The following is an 18,221-nucleotide window of genomic DNA, read 5'->3' on the forward strand; positions in this document are numbered from 1 at the left end:
ATTCTTGGCGGAAAGCCCGTGAGGACGTGGACGAAGTCCAGCCACAGCAGCGCAGGGGCGACCTTGTCCCCGTGCGGCGAGACACGGACCATCCCCAAGGGCCCCATGAACCTGACACCAGGAGACCCAGTTGATTTCGTAAAAAGTCTCAGAGAGTCCTGTACCAGGTAGCGAACTATGTTGTCATGTCCCGTAAGTGTGATGCACCACAACGAAGCCGTCACTGCGCTGTCCGTTCGTGCACTGCACCTCGGGAGAACAGACCCACCCAAACGTGGGTTTCGGTCACCTGGAGGCAAACCTGAATGGCCGATAGTGGAAGGACCGATTGGTAGGCCCCGTGGCACACCAAGAGCGGGCTCTAGGGATCTAGCTGCACAAACACGACTCGACTAACACCCCAAGAGTGTCGATCCCAACACGAAACGTAACCATAAGCCAATATTCCCCGGTTTTGGACACCAAAAAATAGGTAGTACTGTTGTCCCAAATCCAGCAGGACGGTAGCCTACCTGCCAGTAACACCGCATCAGGGGTGCAGCGCGGCACCCACACTCGATCCCACTGCCCCGACGTCATCATCTGTCGACGCCGAAGGCGCCGTCGATCCCTTCTGAGAAAAACGTGGAATCGACAGCGCCCAGCGGAGAGTTATGGTAAGTGAGCCCCGTGGCACTGGGGGTCGCTCGCCTCTCTCAGGCAAAGCGCCGCAAGGCACCACGGGGCATTAGACGGACGATTCCGCGTCAGGTCTGCGAAAACTAGAGCGCGGTCTCGTCTCGCGGGACCTCAGGTGGAGGCCGCTTCTCAGTGGCCCCCCTGGGGTCCTCTGCCGCCGCCCGGCAGCAGCGACTCAATCGATCCGATCACCTCCTGAAGGTCGAGATCCTGCCCGACCACCTCTCGGACCAGGCCTGAAACAGCTCCGATGAGGAGTGGCCTCACCAAGAAGAGAGCGGCCAACCCGAGCACCTCCCAGGACCCCAGCTTCTTGCGGTGGCGGCCCACGTACCAGACACGGCGCTTCTTCATCCGAGTTCCTCTCTGTTAGTAGACGGCTACGCCGGCGGCGTCGTTCCGGATCAGGGAAACGACGTCGCTGGCCTCGACGGCTTCAAGCCAAGAGAGCGAACTGGAGTTCGAAGGGACGCGGCGTTGCCTGTACCCCTGGAACGAGCGTGGGTGGCGAGCCAGCTCGGGGAGGGGCTGCGGGAGGAGGCCACCGTGAGGGAGGGTGTGCCCTCCAGGTTGCCTGCTCGCGCTCGGTGGAACTCAGGGGTCTCCCACCCCACCGAGGCCGCTCCAAGTACCAGATGTACCATATGTGCTAGATGGCAGCGTGCCACTAGGCTCCCCCCAGGTGCGGTCTACACGCATAACCCCCTTCTAACGGCGTAGACACCAGAGCACCATGAACCTATCGATACCTATCCTGCCACGTATCACTTCACAAGGTGGCACCAAAGGTATCGAACCGGAAGGACGATCATGACCTCGGACAGCGGACCCGCAGTTCAGCAAGCACAGCTGACCCGTCGGCTCACCCAGTTGCGCAAAGCCCAGGAGTTGACTCAGGCTCAGGTGGCAGACGACCTGGGGTGGTCGTACCACAAGATGATGCGCTTCGAGACCGGCAAACAGGTGCTACCCAAGACGGAGCTGGAAGCACTTCTGCGCCGATACGGCGTACTGGACACCCCGATCGGGGACGAACTCGTCGACCTTGGCCACGGTGCACGCCAGCCCGCTTGGTGGAAGAGCTACCGATCCTACGTAAGCCGTGACTACCTGAGGTTCGTCGGCCTTGAGGCCGGGTCCAACTCGATCCGCCAGGTACAGATGTCCGTGGTACCCGGCCTGCTGCAGACTCCCGAATACGCTCGCGTGCTCACTACCGCGTGCAGGGCACCAGAAGTCATTGAAAAAATCGTAGATCTCCGACAAAAGCGTCAGAATAATCTCCGCAGCCGAGTTCAACCCCCCAAAGAAACATACATCATTGACGAATCAGCACTTCGACGCCATGTCGGAAAATCCGAAGACCCGAACATCATGCGAAGGCAGATCGAGCACCTGATAAATCTACCCAAAGATCAAAACATCCGACTCCACATCATTCCCCAAAATTCCGACTGGACCATTGGGATGTCACAGCCGTTCACGATTCTTACATTCACGAACGACCTTGAAGACATCCTCTTCAAGGAGTCAGTCGATTCTTGCGCCACCACCTCAGACCCAGAAGAAATAAGCAAAGGCAAAGACAATTTCAGCGACCTGATGAGCAACTACGCTCTTGGAAAGTTTGATTCACTCGACCTGCTGAAAAATATTCAGCAATCTCTGGCCACCTAACTCCATCAGGCGCGGTGGGGCACCGTCCGAGGACTGCTCGAACCTCCAAGGGGAACGTCAGCCCCTCGCAGCACACGAGCCAACATGCGCCACAGAGTCCCACTCGCTTCAGACCTGCTTTCTCTGCCCCACCATGCATGGACGATCTCGACGGGTGGGTATAGGTAAGGGTGGACTGAAAGTCCCGCTTCCCCATATTCCCCCTAAGGAGCGCGAATGCCGGAGAGCAGTAGTGCGAATATTTCTTGGCGCACAAGCAGTCACTCGAATCCCGAAGAATGCGTGGAGTTCGCTTGCTTTGACGGCGATGCCTTCGTCCGCGACTCGAAGAATAGACACATTGGGAGCATTGGCGTATCCGGGGGAGAGTGGATGCGCTTGGTATCGACTGCCTGCCGCATGCAGGTTCAACACCAAGAGAGCAAGGGTTTACACTCCTAAGCACTCATCTCATCTGGCGGGCCTGCGGCAACAGAACAACCTGTGGGAGATGCCAGTGAAGGCCAGGAAATAATCGTCTGATAACAGCGGCGAAGGCGGCGGCATTCGGCCAGCCAGGCCAAGGGCCGCTCGACATGACACCGGTGCCGCCCCAACCGCTGGAAGGACTCCGCTCCCTTGCGGGCCAAGCGGCGTGTGCGCTTCGGTTCGCGGAGCCAGCGGCACAGGTGGTCAGTCGTGTCCCTTATCGCCGTGCGGCTGGGCCGGTTCGCACCGCCGCGGCCAAGGGTGGGACCGGATCGGCTGGACACTCTGCACCAGAGGCCGGAGGTCCTGCCTGATCATGGGTGGTGGCTCCGGAGACCACCAGAGACAGGGGCGGTCCAGGCCACACGCCGAGCACCCATAGGCGATAGCTCTCCAGGCGTCGACGCTAGTCAGTAGCGATCTCGCCTGGAGTGTTGTCCCAGGTCAGGCAAAGAGAGAGCCGACGAGGGGACTTGAACCCCTAACCTATCGCTTACAAGGCGATTGCTCTGCCAATTGAGCTACGTCGGCCGACCGTCCGGGGCGGGCCCCGGTGCGTCCAACCAGAATGGTACCGGTTCGGGTGCCGGGTGGCCTACTCGGCGGCACCCGGCACCGGTCACACGGGTTCTGCGAGGTCAGAGCTGCTCCATGAGCACCTCCTCGACGGCCTCGGCGTAGGCGCGCAGCGTCTGGTGGTCGAAGAGCAGGTGCGCGGGGACGTTGACGTCCAGCAGCTCCTCGATCTCGCGGACCACCTGGAGGCTGCGGACCGAGTCACCGCCGATGTCGAAGAAGTTGTCGTCGCGGCCCACGCGTTCGAGGCGGAGCGTGTTGGTCCAGACCTCGGCGACGGCCTCCTCCGTGGGGGTCTGCGGAGCGACGTGCACCGGCGCCGCGGCGCCCTGCCAGTCGGGGTCGGGGAGGCGCCTGCGGTCGACCTTGCCGTTCTGGTTGAGCGGCAGTTCCGGGAGCACGGTGAGCACCGACGGCACCATGTAGGCGGGCAGCCGCTGTTCCAGGTGCTCCCGGAGGTCGGTGGTGTCCGGGGTCCCGGTGACGAAGGCGGCCAGTTGCCGTCCGCCGGAAGGTGCCTCGGCCACGACGGCGACCGCCTGGGCGACGCCCTCCCCCTGGAGCAGGGCGCTCTCGATCTCGCCGAGTTCGATCCGGTAACCGCGCAGCTTGACCTGCCCGTCCGCCCTGCCGACGAAGACGATGCGGCCGTCCCGGGTCCAGCGCACGAGGTCGCCGGTCCGGTAGAGCCGCCCGCCGCGGGAGAAGGGGTCGGCGACGAACCGCTCGGCGGTCAGTGCGGGCTGGTGGTCGTAGCCCTGGGCCAGACCGTCCCCGGACAGGTAGAGCTCTCCGACCGCTCCCGGCGGCACCGGCCGCAGGGCTCCGTCGAGGACGTAGGTGCCGGTGCCGTCCATGGGGCGGCCAATCGGGCACAGCCCGGCGCGGGCCTCCTCGGGGTCCACCGGCCCGCAGGTGGCGAACGTGGTCGACTCGGTGGGCCCGTACACGTGCACGAGCCTGGTGTCGGGGCAGGTCTCCAGCACCCGGACGAAGGAGGCCGGGTCCGCCGCCTCGCCGCCGGTCCACAGCTCCGTCAGGCCCTCGAAGCAGGCGGGGTCCTGGTGGGCGAACAGGTTGAACAGGGCCGTGGTCAGGAAGACCGCGGTCACGCCCTGTTCGGTGACCGTCTTCCGGAGGACCGGTGCGGACACCGTCTCGTCGGCCACCACGACGGTCCCGCCGTTGAGGAGCGGCACCCACACCTCGTAGGTGGCGGCGTCGAACGCGTGCGGCGAGTGGAAGAGCACCCGTTCGTGGCCCTCGGTCCACCGGTGGTCGGCGCTGAGCGCGACGATGTCGCGGTGGTCGACCACCACTCCCTTGGGCACCCCGGTGGAGCCCGAGGTGAACATGGTGTAGGCCGCGGAGGCCGGGACCGTCACCGGGTCGACGGGGCGGCGTTCCGGGTCGGTCAGGCCGTCCGGGCCGTACCGGACCACGGATCCGAGGCCGGCGCAGCGCTCCGCCATTGCGGGGTCGGCGATCGCGACGTCCGCCCCGACCCCGTGCGCCATCTGCCCGACCCGTTCGGTCGGGACCGTGTCGTGCAGCGGCACGTAGGCGGCGCCCGCCTTGAGGACGGCGAGCATCGCGACGACCACCCGCGGGGAACGCGGCATCAGCAGGAGGACCCTCGACCCCGTCCCCACGCCGAGCGCGCACAGGTGCTCGGCGAGCTCCCCGGACTCGGCGTCGAGTTCGGCGTAGGACCACTTCCGGCCGGAGCCCGTGACCGCGAGCTCCTCCGGGTGCTCGGCGACCCGGTCGGCGAACAGCCCGGTGACGGTCCCCGCACGGGGGTCGGGGTCCTCGCCCGCGCTGAACCCGAGGGCTCGGCGGGGGTCCGCGGAGGCCACCCGGCCCAGGGGGCGGTCCGGGGCCTCGCTGAGGGAGAGCAGGATCCTCGCCAGGTCGTCGAGGAGGACGTCGACGGTGGCGGTGTCGAAGCAGGCGGGGTCGTAGCCGAGCAGCAGCCGGACCCCGTCGGAGGCGTAGGCGCTGAGGGCCAGCGGGTAGTTGGTGGCCTCGTTGGCGGCGACCAGCCTGGCCGTCGGGCCGTCATCGCCTGCCGGGCGCTCGTCCACGGGGTAGTTCTCGAACACGACGACGCTGTCGAACAGCTGGGTGTCCCCCGGGAGCCCCACCCCGGCCTGGATCCTGCTGAGCGGCAGGTGGTCGTAGGTGCGGGCCCGCGCCTGGTTCTCCTGGACGTCGCGGAGCCACGCCGCCACCGGTGCGTTGGGGTCGGTCCGGACCCTGGTGGGCAGGGTGTTGATGAAGAGACCGATGGTGGACTCCACACCGGGGAGGTCGGCGGGCCGACCGGAGGTCGTGGCACCGAACACCACGTCCTCCTCCCCCGAATGAGCCGACAACAGCAGCGCCCAGGCGCCCTGCACCAATGCGTTCACCGTCAGACCGTGCTCACGGGCGAAACCCTGGACGGCCGCGGCGTCCTCGGCGGGCAGGGACACCTCCCGGCGTTCGACGGAGCGGGCGGCCCGGACCCGGGCGGGAGCGCGGTCGTAGGGCAGCGGGGTGGGGCCCTCCACGTCCTCGAGTTCACGGAGCCAGAACGCGTACCCCTCCTCGGTGCCCTGCTCGACGAGCCGGGTGAGGTAGTCGTCGAAGGCGGGCCTGGGGGGCACGGCCGCTCCCCGGTAGGCGGTGAGGACGTCCTCCAGCACCAGCGGCAGACTCCAACCGTCCAACAGCAGATGGTGGAACGTCCACACCACCACCACACGGCTGTCCGAAACACGCAGCAGCCCCACCCGCAGCAGCGGCCCCTGCACCAGGTCCAACCCCTCGGCCTCGTCCTCAGTAAGGAAAGCGGCGACCGCCCGCTCCCGCTCCGTCTCACCCAGACCGCGCAGATCCACCTGAGACACCGGGGTCCCCACCCGTCGGTGCACCAGCAGGACCGGCTCGTCCAACCCCTGCCAGGCCACCGTGGTGCGCAGCACCGGATGCCGCTCCACCACACAACCCCACGCACGACCCAAACCCTCCAGGTCGTCCACACCGTCGAGCTCGACCACCACCTGCTCGAAGTAGGAGGGCGAATCCGGCTCCAGGAAAGTGTGGAAGAACATGCCCTGCTGCATCGGCGTCAGCGGCCACACGTCCGCCACATCCCGGCCGTCACCGACCAACCGGTCCACCTGAACCTGGTCCAGCGACACCAACGGAAAGTCCGACGGAGTCGCACCACCCACACCCTCACCCAGACAGAACCCGACCAGATCGGTGAGTTCGGCTTCCAGCCGGTCGACGAGGTCCTGGACGGCGGCGGTGTCGTGCAGCGCCCGGGAGTAGGCCGCGCTGAGGACCAGCCGGTCGTCCTCCAGCCTGCCGACGATGTCGATCTCGTGTGCGCGGAGTTCGTCGGGGGACTCGCTTCCGGTGAGGGTCATGCTGGTGTGCAGCCCTTCGCCGCCGGTGTCGAAGCGGCCCAGGTAGTTGAAGCTCACCCGCGGGGTCGGCAGACCGGCCAGAACCGAACGCTGCTCCGGCGAACCGAGGTAGCGCAGGGCACCGAAGCCTACACCTCGGCGGGGCACCGACCGCAACATCTCCTTGGTCCCCTTGACCTGGGACTCCCAGCCATCGGCGGAGGAGAGCACCACCGGGAACATACTGGTGAACCACCCCACCGTCCGGGAAGTGTCCACCCCCTCGAACAACTCCTCACGACCGTGACCCTCCAGATCCACCAGAACCCGGTCCTCACCGGTCCAACCACACAACACCCGACCCAGAGCAGCCAACAACACGTCATTGACCCGCGTCCGGAACACCCCCGGAACCTCACGCAACAACTCCCCCGTCACACGCTCCGGCAGCCGGGTCGAGACGACGTCCTCGGTCGCGTTGGTGTTCTGGTCGGTTTCGGTACGGCTCGGCGGTTGGTCGGCGGACTCTTCGGCCAGGGCCCGCCAGAACGGGAGTTCGTCGTCGAAGCCGCCTTCGGTGGTGTGCCGAGCCAGATGCTCCGCCCACACCGGGAAAGGCGTACTCCGAACACCCAGATCAACCACGTCCCCCGCGGACAGCTGACGGTAAGCCGACCCCAGATCCTCCAACAACACCCGCCAGGACACACCGTCCACCACCAGGTGATGCGCCACCAACAACAACCGCTCAGCATCCCCTTCACGGAACAGGACCGCACGCACCACCGGCCCCCGCTCCAACGACAAAGCGGTCTGCTCCGCCTCGACACGCTCACGCACCACACCAGCACGCTCGCCAGGGGACACCTCGCCCAGGTCCACCACCGCCAGACCGAACGAGGACTCCCCCGCCTCCACGATCCGCAGACCCTGACCATCCACACGCAAACGCAGCATGTCGTGCTGGACCGCCAACGCACCCAACGCCTGCTCCAGCACTGGGACCTCGACCGGCTCGGCCAAGTCCAACAACACCGCCATCGTGAAATGGTCCGGAGCCACCGGATGCGTGGCGAAGAACCACTCCGTGATCGGCGTCGGACCCACCCGACCCGACACCGGACCCACCACCGAGGCCTTGCTCGTTTCCATCTGGGCGACCTCGGCCAACGCAGCCACCGAGGGCCGACCGAACACCTCCTTGGAAGTGACCACCACACCCTCACGCCGAGCCCGCGAAACCACCTGGATACTCAGGATCGAATCCCCGCCCAACGCGAAGAAGTCCTCGTGCACCCCCACACGCTCCACGCCCAGAACCGAGGCGAACACCCCGGCCAGCACCCGCTCCACCTCCGAACGCGGCGCCACATAGGAATCACCACCCGCCGAAACCTCAGGAGCGGGCAACGCACGCCGATCCACCTTGCCATTCGGGGTCAGGGGGACCGTGTCCAGGCGGACCAGTGCGGAGGGGACCAGGTGTGCGGGGAGTTGTTCGGTCAGGCGGGCGCGCAACCCCTCAATGTCGAGCTCCTCCCCCACCACGTAACCCACCAGCACCCGCACACCCGGGGTGTCCTCACGCACCACCACCACGGCCTGGCGCACACCCGCCAACCCCAACAGAGCAGACTCGACCTCACCGGGCTCGATCCGGAAACCCCGGATCTTGACCTGCGCATCAGCACGCCCCACATACTCCAACTGACCCGCATCACTCCACCGCACCAAATCACCCGTGCGATACAACCGCCCACCCGAACCAAACGGATCAGCCACAAACCGCTCCGACGTCAACCCCGGACGATTCAAATACCCACGCGCAACACCCGCACCACCCACATACAACTCACCCACCACACCCACAGGCACCGGACGCAAAAACCCATCCAGCACCCGGAGTCGGGTGCCCAGTACCGGGCGGCCGATCGGCGGGGTCCGCTCGGGGACGAGCGGGTCGCTGAGGGTGGCCGCGATGGTGATCTCGGTGGGGCCGTAGGCGTTGACCATGCGCCGTCCGGGGGCCCAGCGCCGCACGAGTTCCTCGGTGCAGGCCTCCGCGCCGACCACCAGGGTGCGCAGTGCGGGGAAGTCCCCCTCGGGGACCGAGGCCAGCAGGGACGGGGGGATGATCGTCAGCCCGATCTGCTCCCGCAGCAGGACTTCCGCCAGGTCCTCGCCCACGAGCGGACCCGGTTGCGGGAGCACGAGGGGGGCTCCGGCGCCCAGTGCCATGAGGACTTCCATCACCGAGGCGTCGAAGCTGGGCGAGGCCAGCTGCAGGACCCGGGTGTCCTCCGTGGTGGCGAAGCGTTCGGCCATGGATTCGGCCAGCTCCGCAGCGCCCCGGTGCGTCACCATGGTGCCCTTGGGCGTGCCGGTGGAACCCGACGTGTAGATGAGGTACGCGAGGTCCTCCAATCCCGGCCGCGCGGGGGCGGCGTCACCGTTCCCCTCGTGTCCGTCGTCCGTCACCCGCCAGAGGTCGGCGACGGGGACCTGCTCCAGGTCCCCGGGCAGGGTGTCGACGGGACCGGTCCCGGTGATGACGAGGGTCGCCCCGGAGTCCTGCGCGATGAAGCGCTGGCGGGCGTCGGGGTAGTTCGGGTCGATCGGGAGGTAGGCGGCACCGGCGCTCATGATCCCGAGGAAGGCGGCGATGAGCTCCGGACCGCGTTCGAGGCGCACCCCCACGATGTCTCCGGCACCCACGCCCCGGTCAGTCAGGCGCCGGGCGATGGCGCGAACCCGTGAGTCGAGTTCGGCCCGGGTCCATTCCCGGTCGGGTGCGGCCAGCGCGGTCGCGTCCGGGCGGTGTGCCAACTGGGCGGCGAAGAGGTCGGGGATCGTCCGGAGCTGTCGGGGGGCTCCGCCGTCGCCCCAGGCCTCGACCCGGTCGTGTTCCTCGCTGTCGAGGAGTGCGAGCCCGGCCAGGGGGCGGTCGGGGTGCGCGACCATGTCGTCCACCAGTCGGGCGAGCCGCTCCAGCAGCCGGTCGACGGTGGCCGCGGAGAACAGTGCCGGGTCGTAGCGGAGTTGCAGGTCGATGGCGGAGCCGTCGTAGGCGACCAGGGTCAGCGGGTAGCTGGTGGCCTCTCTCGCGGTGACGCTCTCCACGGTGATGCCGTGCGCCCGGGCGGACTTCTCGTCCACGGGGTAGTTCTCGAACACGACGATGCTGTCGAACAGCTGGGCGTTCCCCTGTAGTCCGCTCTGGGCCTGCACCCTGTTGAGCGGCAGGTGTTCGTAGCGGCGTGACTCCACCAGGCCGTTCTGGAGGTCGCGGAGCCAGTCGACGGTCCGGTCGGCGGGGTTGAGCGCGGTGCGGACCGGCAGGGTGTTGATGAAGAGGCCGATGGTGGACTCCACCCCGGGGAGGTCGGCGGGCCGGCCGGAGGTCGTGGCACCGAACACCACGTCGTCCTCCCCCGAATGAGCCGCCAGCAGCAGCGCCCAGGCGCCCTGCACCAGCGCGTTCACCGTCAGGCCGTGCTCACGGGCGAAACCGTGCACGCGATCGGTGCGGGCCGGGGTCAGGGTGTGCCCGGACTTTCCGGTGGAGCTGACCTGGCGGACGTCTCCTGGTGTGTGGTCGTAGGGCAGCGGGGTGGGTGCCTCGACGTCGGCCAGGAGTTCGCACCAGTAGCGCATTCCCTCGGCGGGGTCCTGCTCGCTGAGGAGTTCGAGGTAGGGGCGGAAGTCCGCTCGTGCCGGTAGCGGTGCTCCCCGGTAGGCGGTGAGGACGTCCTCCAACACCAGCGGCAGACTCCACCCGTCCAACAACAGATGGTGGAACGTCCACACCACCACCACACGAGTGTCCGAGACACGCAACAGCCCCACCCGCAGCAGCGGCCCCTGAACCAGGTCCAACCCCTCGGCCTCGTCCTCGGCAAGGAAATCAGCGACCGCCCGCTCACGCTCCGTCTCGCCCAGACCGCGCAGGTCCACCTGCCGCACCGGGGTCTCCACCCGCCGATGCACCAGCAGCACCGGCTCGTCCAACCCCTGCCAGGCCACCGTGGTGCGCAGCACCGGATGCCGCTCCACCACACAACCCCACGCACGACCCAACCCCTCCGGGTCGTCCACGCCGTCGAGCTCGACCACCACCTGCTCGAAGTAGGAGGGCGAATTCGGCTCCAGGAAGGTATGGAAGAACATGCCCTGCTGCATCGGCGTCAGCGGCCACACGTCCGCCACGTCCCGACCGTCACCGACCAACCGGTCCACCTGAACCTGGTCCAGCGACACCAACGGAAAGTCCGACGGAGTCGCACCACCCACACCCTCACCCAAACAGAACCCGACCAGGTCGGTCAGACGGTCGATGAGCAGCGCGCCGAGTTCCTCGATGGTGGCCCGGTCGTGGTGGGTTTCGGCGTGGTACCAGTCGAAGGTGAGGCGGTCGCCTTCGAAGCGGCCGACGACGTCGATCAGGTGGGGGCGCTCCTCCTCCGGGGCGTGTTCCCCGCCGGGGTTGAGCTCGAACCCGGTGTACAGGTTCTCCGTTCCGGTCCCGGTGTCGAAGCGGCCCAGGTAGTTGAAGCTCACCCGCGGGGTCGGCAGACCGGCCAGAACCGAACGCTGCTCCGGCGAACCCAGATAGCGCAGAGCACCGAAGCCCACACCTCGGCGGGGCACCGACCGCAACATCTCCTTGGTCCCCTTGACCTGGGACTCCCACCCATCCGCGGAGGAGAGCACCACCGGGAACATACTGGTGAACCACCCCACCGTCCGGGAAGTGTCCACCCCCTCGAACAACTCCTCACGACCGTGACCCTCCAGGTCCACCAACACCTGTTCGTCACCGGTCCAACCACACAACACCCGGCCCAGAGCAGCCAACAACACGTCATTGACCCGCGTGCGGAACACCCCCGGAACCTCACGCAACAACTCCCCCGTCACACGCTCCGGCAGGGAGACGGTCACGACGGACTGGTCCGCGACCCGGCCGTTGCCGGGGGCGTCGTGGTCCCGGGGGATTTCCGCTCGGATGCCGGTACGGGACCAGTGGTCCATCTCGTCGTCGAAGCCGCCTTCGGTGGTGTGCCGCACCAAACGCTCCGCCCACACCGGGAAAGGCGTACTCCGAGAACCCAGATCAACCACCCCACCCGCAGCCAACTGCCGATAAGCCGACCCCAGATCCTCCAACAACACCCGCCAGGACACACCATCCACCACCAGGTGATGCGCCACCAACAACAACCGCTCAGCACCCTCGTCCCGGAACAGGACCGCACGCACCACCGGCCCCCGCTCCAACGACAAGGAAGCCTGCTCCGCCTCGACACGCTCACGCACCACACCAGCACGCTCACCAGGGGCCACCCCGCCCAGGTCCACCACCGCCAGACCGAACGAGGACTCCCCCGCCTCCACGATCCGCAGACCCTGACCATCCACACGCAAACGCAGCATGTCGTGCTGGAGCGCCAACGCACCCAGCGCCTGCTCCAGTACCGGGACCTCGACCGGCTCGGCCAAATCCAACAGCACCGCCATCGTGAAATGGTCCGGAGCCACCGGATGCGTAGCGAAGAACCACTCCGTGATCGGCGTCGGACCCACCCGACCCGACACCGGACCCACCGCCACCTGGGCAGACTCCACCTGGGCGACCTCGGCCAACGCAGCCACCGAGGGCCGACCGAACACCTCCTTGGAAGTGACCACCACACCCTCACGACGAGCACGCGAAACCACCTGAATGCTCAGGATCGAATCCCCGCCCAACGCGAAGAAGTCCTCGTGCACCCCCACACGCTCCACACCCAGAACCGAAGCGAACACCCCGGCCAGCACCCGCTCCACCTCCGAACGCGGCGCCACATAGGAATCACCACCCGCCGAAACCTCGGGAGCGGGCAACGCACGCCGATCCACCTTGCCATTCGGGGTCAGAGGCAGGGTGTCGAGTGCCACCACGGCGTGCGGCACCATGTACCCGGGCAGGTCCCGCGACAGCCGTTCGCGTAGTTCGTCGGCGTGCTCCTGGGTCAGGCCCGCATCGTGCCCGACGACGTAGGCGACCAGGTGTCGTCCGCCTGCGGGGGCGGTGCGGACCAGGACGGTGGCTTCCGCGACACCGTCGAGGCCGAGGAGCGCGGTTTCGATCTCGCCGGGTTCGATCCGAAAACCCCGGATCTTGACCTGCGCATCAGCACGCCCCACATACTCCAACTGACCCGCATCACTCCACCGCACCAAATCACCCGTGCGATACAACCGCCCACCCGAACCAAACGGATCAGCCACAAACCGCTCCGACGTCAACCCCGGACGATTCAAATACCCACGAGCAACACCCGCACCACCCACATACAACTCACCCACCACACCCACAGGCACCGGACGCAAAAACCCATCCAGAACCCAAGCACTCATCCCGTCCAACGGCCTACCGATCGGCACCGACCGCACCGGCACCCGACCCGGATCCACCGCGAAATGCGCAGCAAACGTCGTGGTCTCCGTCGGCCCGTAACCATTGGCCACCACCGTGCCCGGACACGCCCGCACCACCCGCTCCACCGCCAACGGATTCGCCGCCTCACCCCCGGTCATCACCTCACGCAACGGCGCGAAACACGACGGATCCTGCGCCGTGAACAAGTTGAACAAAGCCGCCGTGACAAACGTCGACGTCACCCCGAACTCCCGGGCCACCGACCCGAACTCCTCCGCCGAGATCCGCCCCGCAGGCGCCACCACCACAGCACCGCCCCGCAACAACGGCGTCCAGACCTCATACGTCGCCGCATCAAAAGCATGCGAGGAATGGAACAGCACCCGCTCATCACGACCACCACCCCACCGGCCATCCCGAGCCAGAGCCACCACATCCCCATGCGTGACCGCCACACCCTTGGGCAACCCCGTCGAACCCGACGTGAACATCACATACGCGAGGGAGGCGGGGTCCTGCCGCTGTTCCCGCCACGACTCATCGGTCCGCGCGGTCCCGTGCCCCTCCGGCACCGCCGCGTCCGGCACCGCCGCTGCCGGAGTCCCCTCCTTCGAGGCCCCGGGTGTGAGTTCCTCGTCCAGGTCCACCACCCGCACACCCGAACCCAGCCCCTCCGGCACCCGACCACGAGAGACCGCATCGGTCAGCACGAAACGCGCACCCGTCTCCCGCACCAACCACGCCACACGCTCCGCCGGATCATCCCCATGCACCGGCACATAAGCACCACCCGCACGCAACACACCCAACATCGCCGTCACCACATGCGGACCACGCTCCAACACCAACACCACCGCACCCTCAGCGGCCAACCCCCCACCACACAACAACGAAGCCACACCCGCACTCAGCGCATCCAACTCCGCATACGACACCTCACCAAAACCACCCACCACAGCAGGCGCCCCCGGCACCCGCACCACCTGCTCCGCAAACACCTCCGGAACCGAAGCGGGCGGTGAAGCGGCCTCGTTGCTGCTCCAGGCGGTCAGCTCGGCCCGGTCCGTCTCGGTGCGGAGGTCGACCGCGGCCAGGCCCCGTTCCGGTTCGGCCACGGCGAGCGAGACCAGACGGGACAGGGCGTCGGCCAGACCGAGGACACGGCGGTGGTCGAAGAGGTCGGTGTTGTACTCGATCGCGACACGGATGCCCTCGTCCTGCTCCGTGTACTCGAAAACCAGGTCGGACAGTGCCGAGGCCCTGGGCAGCTCGACCGGTTCCACGTCCAGTCCGGGCAGGTCGAGTGCGCCGGTGTGCGCGTTCTGCAACACCATCAGCGCCTGGAAGAGCGGCCCCCGGCTGGGGTCACGCTCGGCCACGACCTCGTCCACCACCCGGTCGAAGGGCAGTTCGTGTTCGAATGCCTCCTCGATGCGGTCGCGCACGGAGCCGAGGAAGTCGGCCACGGTCATGCCGGGGACCAGCCGGGAGCGGATCACCAGAGGGTTCACGAAGAACCCGACCATGTCCTCCACCTGACGGTGGTCGCGCCCCGAGGAGGCGATCCCCAGCGCGACGTCCCTGCTTCCGGAGGCGTTGGCGAGCAGCATCTGGGTCATCGCGGTCAGGGACATGAACAGCGTCGCCCCCTGCTCCCGCCCCAGTTCGGCCAGGCCGCGGGCCTGCTCGCGGGAGAGGGTGAAGCGGTGGACGGCACCGGAGGTCGTGCGCTGGGCCGGTCGGGGCCGGTCGGTGGGCACGGCGAGCGGCGGCACCTCCTCCAGCTCGCGCGCCCAGTACGCGAGGCGTTCCCGAACGTCCGGCTCCGCCCAGCGGCCCTGTTCCCAGACCGCGAAGTCGGCGTAGTCGGGCTCCTCCTCCGCGAACCCGGGTTCGGTCCCTTCGAGGGACGCACGGTAGAACGCGGCGAGGTCGCGGGCCATGACGTCCACGGACCAGCCGTCGCAGGCGATGTGGTGCGTGCTCAGCACGAGGAGGTGCTCGTCCTCTGCGAGCGCGATGAGCAGTGCCCGGTTCACGGGGCCGTGCACCAGGTCGAAGGGGGTGTTCACCTCGCGCAGGAGGTGTTCGTCCAGGGCGGGGGCGCGCTGCTCCTCGGGGAGTCCGCTCAGGTCCGCCACGGACAGCAGCTCGTTCCCGTTCCAGGGGTCGCGTACCAGCTGTACGGGTTCACCGTCGACCGTGTCGTAGGTGGTGCGGAGCGCCTCGTGCCGCCGTTGGAGGTCGGTGAGGGCCGTGCGCAGGGCCTCCGGGGAGAGGGCGCCGCGGATGCGGAAGCCCGCACCGGTGTAGTACTCGGCGCTGGCACCCTCGATCTGGTGCAGGAACCACAGGCGGCGCTGCGCCGCGGAAAGGGGGAGCGGGTGTTCCCGGCCGGCCCGCCGGAGGGGGCTCTTCCTGTTGTCGGTCCCACCCGCCTGCGCGAGGGATTCCGGCGTACGGTGGCGGAACAGGGCGCGCTGGCCGAAGTCCGTCTCCAGCAGGCCGTCGAGGCGCCACAGGACCCGGGCAGCGAGGATGGAGTCCCCGCCCAGGGCAAAGAAGTCGTCGTGCACTCCCACGCGCTCCACGCCCAGAACCGAGGCGAACTCGTCCGCGATCACGCGTTCGGTGTCGGTGCGGGGGGCCGTGTAGGCCGCGGTGTCGCGTTCGGGGGCGGGCAACGCGTGCCGGTCGACCTTGCCGTTCTGGTTCAGGGGCATCGAGTCGAGCGTGACGAGCGCGGAGGGGACGAGGTAGGCGGGGAGTTGTTCGGTCAGGCGGGCGCGCAACCCCTCGGTGTCGAGCTCCTCCCCCACCACGTAACCCACCAGCACCCGCACACCCGGGGTGTCCTCACGCACCACCACCACGGCCTGGCGCACACCCGACAACCCCAACAGAGCGGACTCGACCTCACCGGGCTCGATCCGGAAACCCCGGATCTTGACCTGGGAATCAGCACGCCCCACATACTCCAACTGACCCTGGACGTCCCACCGCACCAGATCACCCGTGCGATACAACCGCCCACCCGAACCAAACGGATCAGCCACAAACCGCTCCGACGTCAACCCCGGACGATTCAAATACCCACGAGCAACACCCGCACCACCCACATACAACTCACCCACCACACCCACAGGCACCGGACGCAAAAACCCATCCAGAACCCAAGCACTCATCCCGTCCAACGGCCTACCGATCGGCACCGACCGCACCGGCACCCGACCCGGATCCACCGCGAAATGCGCAGCAAACGTCGTGGTCTCCGTCGGCCCGTAACCATTGGCCACCACCGTGCCCGGACACGCCCGCACCACCCGCTCCACCGCCAACGGATTCGCCGCCTCACCCCCGGTCATCACCTCACGCAACGGCGCGAAACACGACGGATCCTGCGCCGTGAACAGGTTGAACAAAGCCGCCGTGACAAACGTCGACGTCACCCCGAACTCCCGGGCCACCGACCCGAACTCCTCCGCCGAGATCCGCCCCGCAGGCGCCACCACCACAGCACCGCCCCGCAACAACGGCGTCCAGACCTCATACGTCGCCGCATCAAAAGCATGCGAGGAATGGAACAGCACCCGCTCATCACGACCACCACCCCACCGGCCATCCCGAGCCAGAGCCACCACATCCCCATGCGTGACCGCCACACCCTTGGGCAACCCCGTCGAACCCGACGTGAACATCACATACGCGAGGGAGGCGGGGTCCTGCCGCTGTTCCCGCCACGACTCATCGGTCCGCGCGGTCCCGTGCCCCTCCGGCACCGCCGCGTCCGGCACCGCCGCTGCCGGAGTCCCCTCCTTCGAGGCCCCGGGTGTGAGTTCCTCGTCCAGGTCCACCACCCGCACACCCGAACCCAGCCCCTCCGGCACCCGACCACGAGAGACCGCATCGGTCAGCACGAAACGCGCACCCGTCTCCCGCACCAACCACGCCACACGCTCCGCCGGATCATCCCCATGCACCGGCACATAAGCACCACCCGCACGCAACACACCCAACATCGCCGTCACCACATGCGGACCACGCTCCAACACCAACACCACCGCACCCTCAGCGGCCAACCCCCCACCACACAACAACGAAGCCACACCCGCACTCAGCGCATCCAACTCCGCATACGACACCTCACCAAAACCACCCACCACAGCAGGCGCCCCCGGCACCCGCACCACCTGCTCCGCAAACACCTCCGGAACCGAAGCAGACAGCGGAGTTCGGTCGACGTACTCGGGGCGCTGGGTTCCCTGGGAGGGCATCACGATGACAACTCCTGGATTCAGGTGCGACTGGGCTGTGAAAAACATCGGAACGGCTGCTTGTCGTTCTCCTGCAGAGTGGATTGCCCGACGCTCCACGCGACATAGGACAGCCAGGTTCGACCAGAACCGATACTCACCCATACCCCTGGGTAGAGCAAGAGATACGGCTATATCCTCATTCCGCAGGTCAGGCACATGATGACGGTCCGCCCGCCGTACAGCGAGACACAAATGGCCGAACCCGGCCACAAAGAGGACAGCAAAACCCTTGATGACCTCGGGAAAAAGAGAGCACCCGACCGGGTCCCGGGTGCGGGACCACCAAGAGCACCGGAAAGCGCTGCGAACTGCACTTTCGGTCCGGGATTCCTCCGGCCCCGGACCGTGGAACGGCAGCCCCGGAAGGCCCGGGGGCAAAAGACGGACCGCCCGGGAGGGTGACTCGGAACACGCCAAAGGACATCCGGACACCGCCGGAACGCCACCATCAGCACCCGGAAATGCGGTTCGCACTGATGCGCACCACGACGAGAAAGAGGCCACATGAACACCGAGAATAATGTTTCCAACGAGTAGGGTCACCCATCGGTATTCATTGACCGATCGCAAAGGAAACACGGCGGACGGAGAAACAGGCACCCCCCGGGCGCCCCGACTGGGAGCCGTGGAGACCGGTGGTACAGCCTGCACCACCACGGTTGGGGCAGTTCGCGGGATCGCCCCCGG

General features: G+C 67.1%; 4 protein-coding genes, 1 tRNA gene and 1 pseudogene. 2 read left to right on the top strand and 4 right to left on the bottom strand.

Going from position 1 to position 18,221, the window contains the following annotated elements:
- Positions 1–807: 807 nt before the first annotated feature.
- Positions 808–1,032: a hypothetical protein gene (locus ACUKCB_RS18535; protein ID WP_473036869.1), complete on the bottom strand. Its 225-nt coding sequence runs from the start codon at positions 1,030–1,032 to the stop codon at positions 808–810.
- A gap of 456 nt (positions 1,033–1,488) precedes the next feature.
- On the opposite strand from ACUKCB_RS18535, the gene ACUKCB_RS18540 reads away from it, so the two are divergent.
- Positions 1,489–2,355, top strand: a complete 867-nt coding sequence (locus ACUKCB_RS18540) for a helix-turn-helix domain-containing protein (RefSeq protein WP_473036870.1) — start codon at positions 1,489–1,491, stop codon at positions 2,353–2,355.
- Positions 2,356–2,571: 216 nt separating this feature from the next.
- Complete coding sequence (locus tag ACUKCB_RS18545; RefSeq protein WP_473036871.1) at positions 2,572–2,796, top strand: DUF397 domain-containing protein; 225 nt, start codon at positions 2,572–2,574, stop codon at positions 2,794–2,796.
- Between the two features lie 9 nt (positions 2,797–2,805).
- Here ACUKCB_RS18545 and ACUKCB_RS18550 read toward each other — a convergent pair.
- The 3 genes and pseudogenes from ACUKCB_RS18550 to ACUKCB_RS18560 form a co-directional block, all read right to left on the bottom strand.
- Positions 2,806–3,181, bottom strand: a pseudogene (locus ACUKCB_RS18550) (transposase family protein); the annotation flags it as partial.
- A gap of 100 nt (positions 3,182–3,281) precedes the next feature.
- Positions 3,282–3,354: transfer RNA gene (locus ACUKCB_RS18555), tRNA-Thr, on the bottom strand.
- A gap of 107 nt (positions 3,355–3,461) precedes the next feature.
- Positions 3,462–17,636, bottom strand: coding sequence for an amino acid adenylation domain-containing protein (locus tag ACUKCB_RS18560; protein ID WP_473036872.1), 14,175 nt, complete (start codon positions 17,634–17,636; stop codon positions 3,462–3,464).
- Positions 17,637–18,221 lie beyond the last annotated feature (585 nt).

It is taken from the genome of Nocardiopsis moroccensis (assembly GCF_055763695.1).

Bases quoted from the DNA above. Each gene is read 5' to 3' on its own strand.
- ACUKCB_RS18535 (WP_473036869.1), bottom strand. From the start codon at position 1,032: ATGAAGAAGCGCCGTGTCTGGTACGTGGGCCGCCACCGCAAGAAGCTG.
- ACUKCB_RS18540 (WP_473036870.1), top strand. From the start codon at position 1,489: ATGACCTCGGACAGCGGACCCGCAGTTCAGCAAGCACAGCTGACCCGT.
- ACUKCB_RS18545 (WP_473036871.1), top strand. From the start codon at position 2,572: ATGCCGGAGAGCAGTAGTGCGAATATTTCTTGGCGCACAAGCAGTCAC.
- ACUKCB_RS18560 (WP_473036872.1), bottom strand. From the start codon at position 17,636: ATGGGTGAGTATCGGTTCTGGTCGAACCTGGCTGTCCTATGTCGCGTG.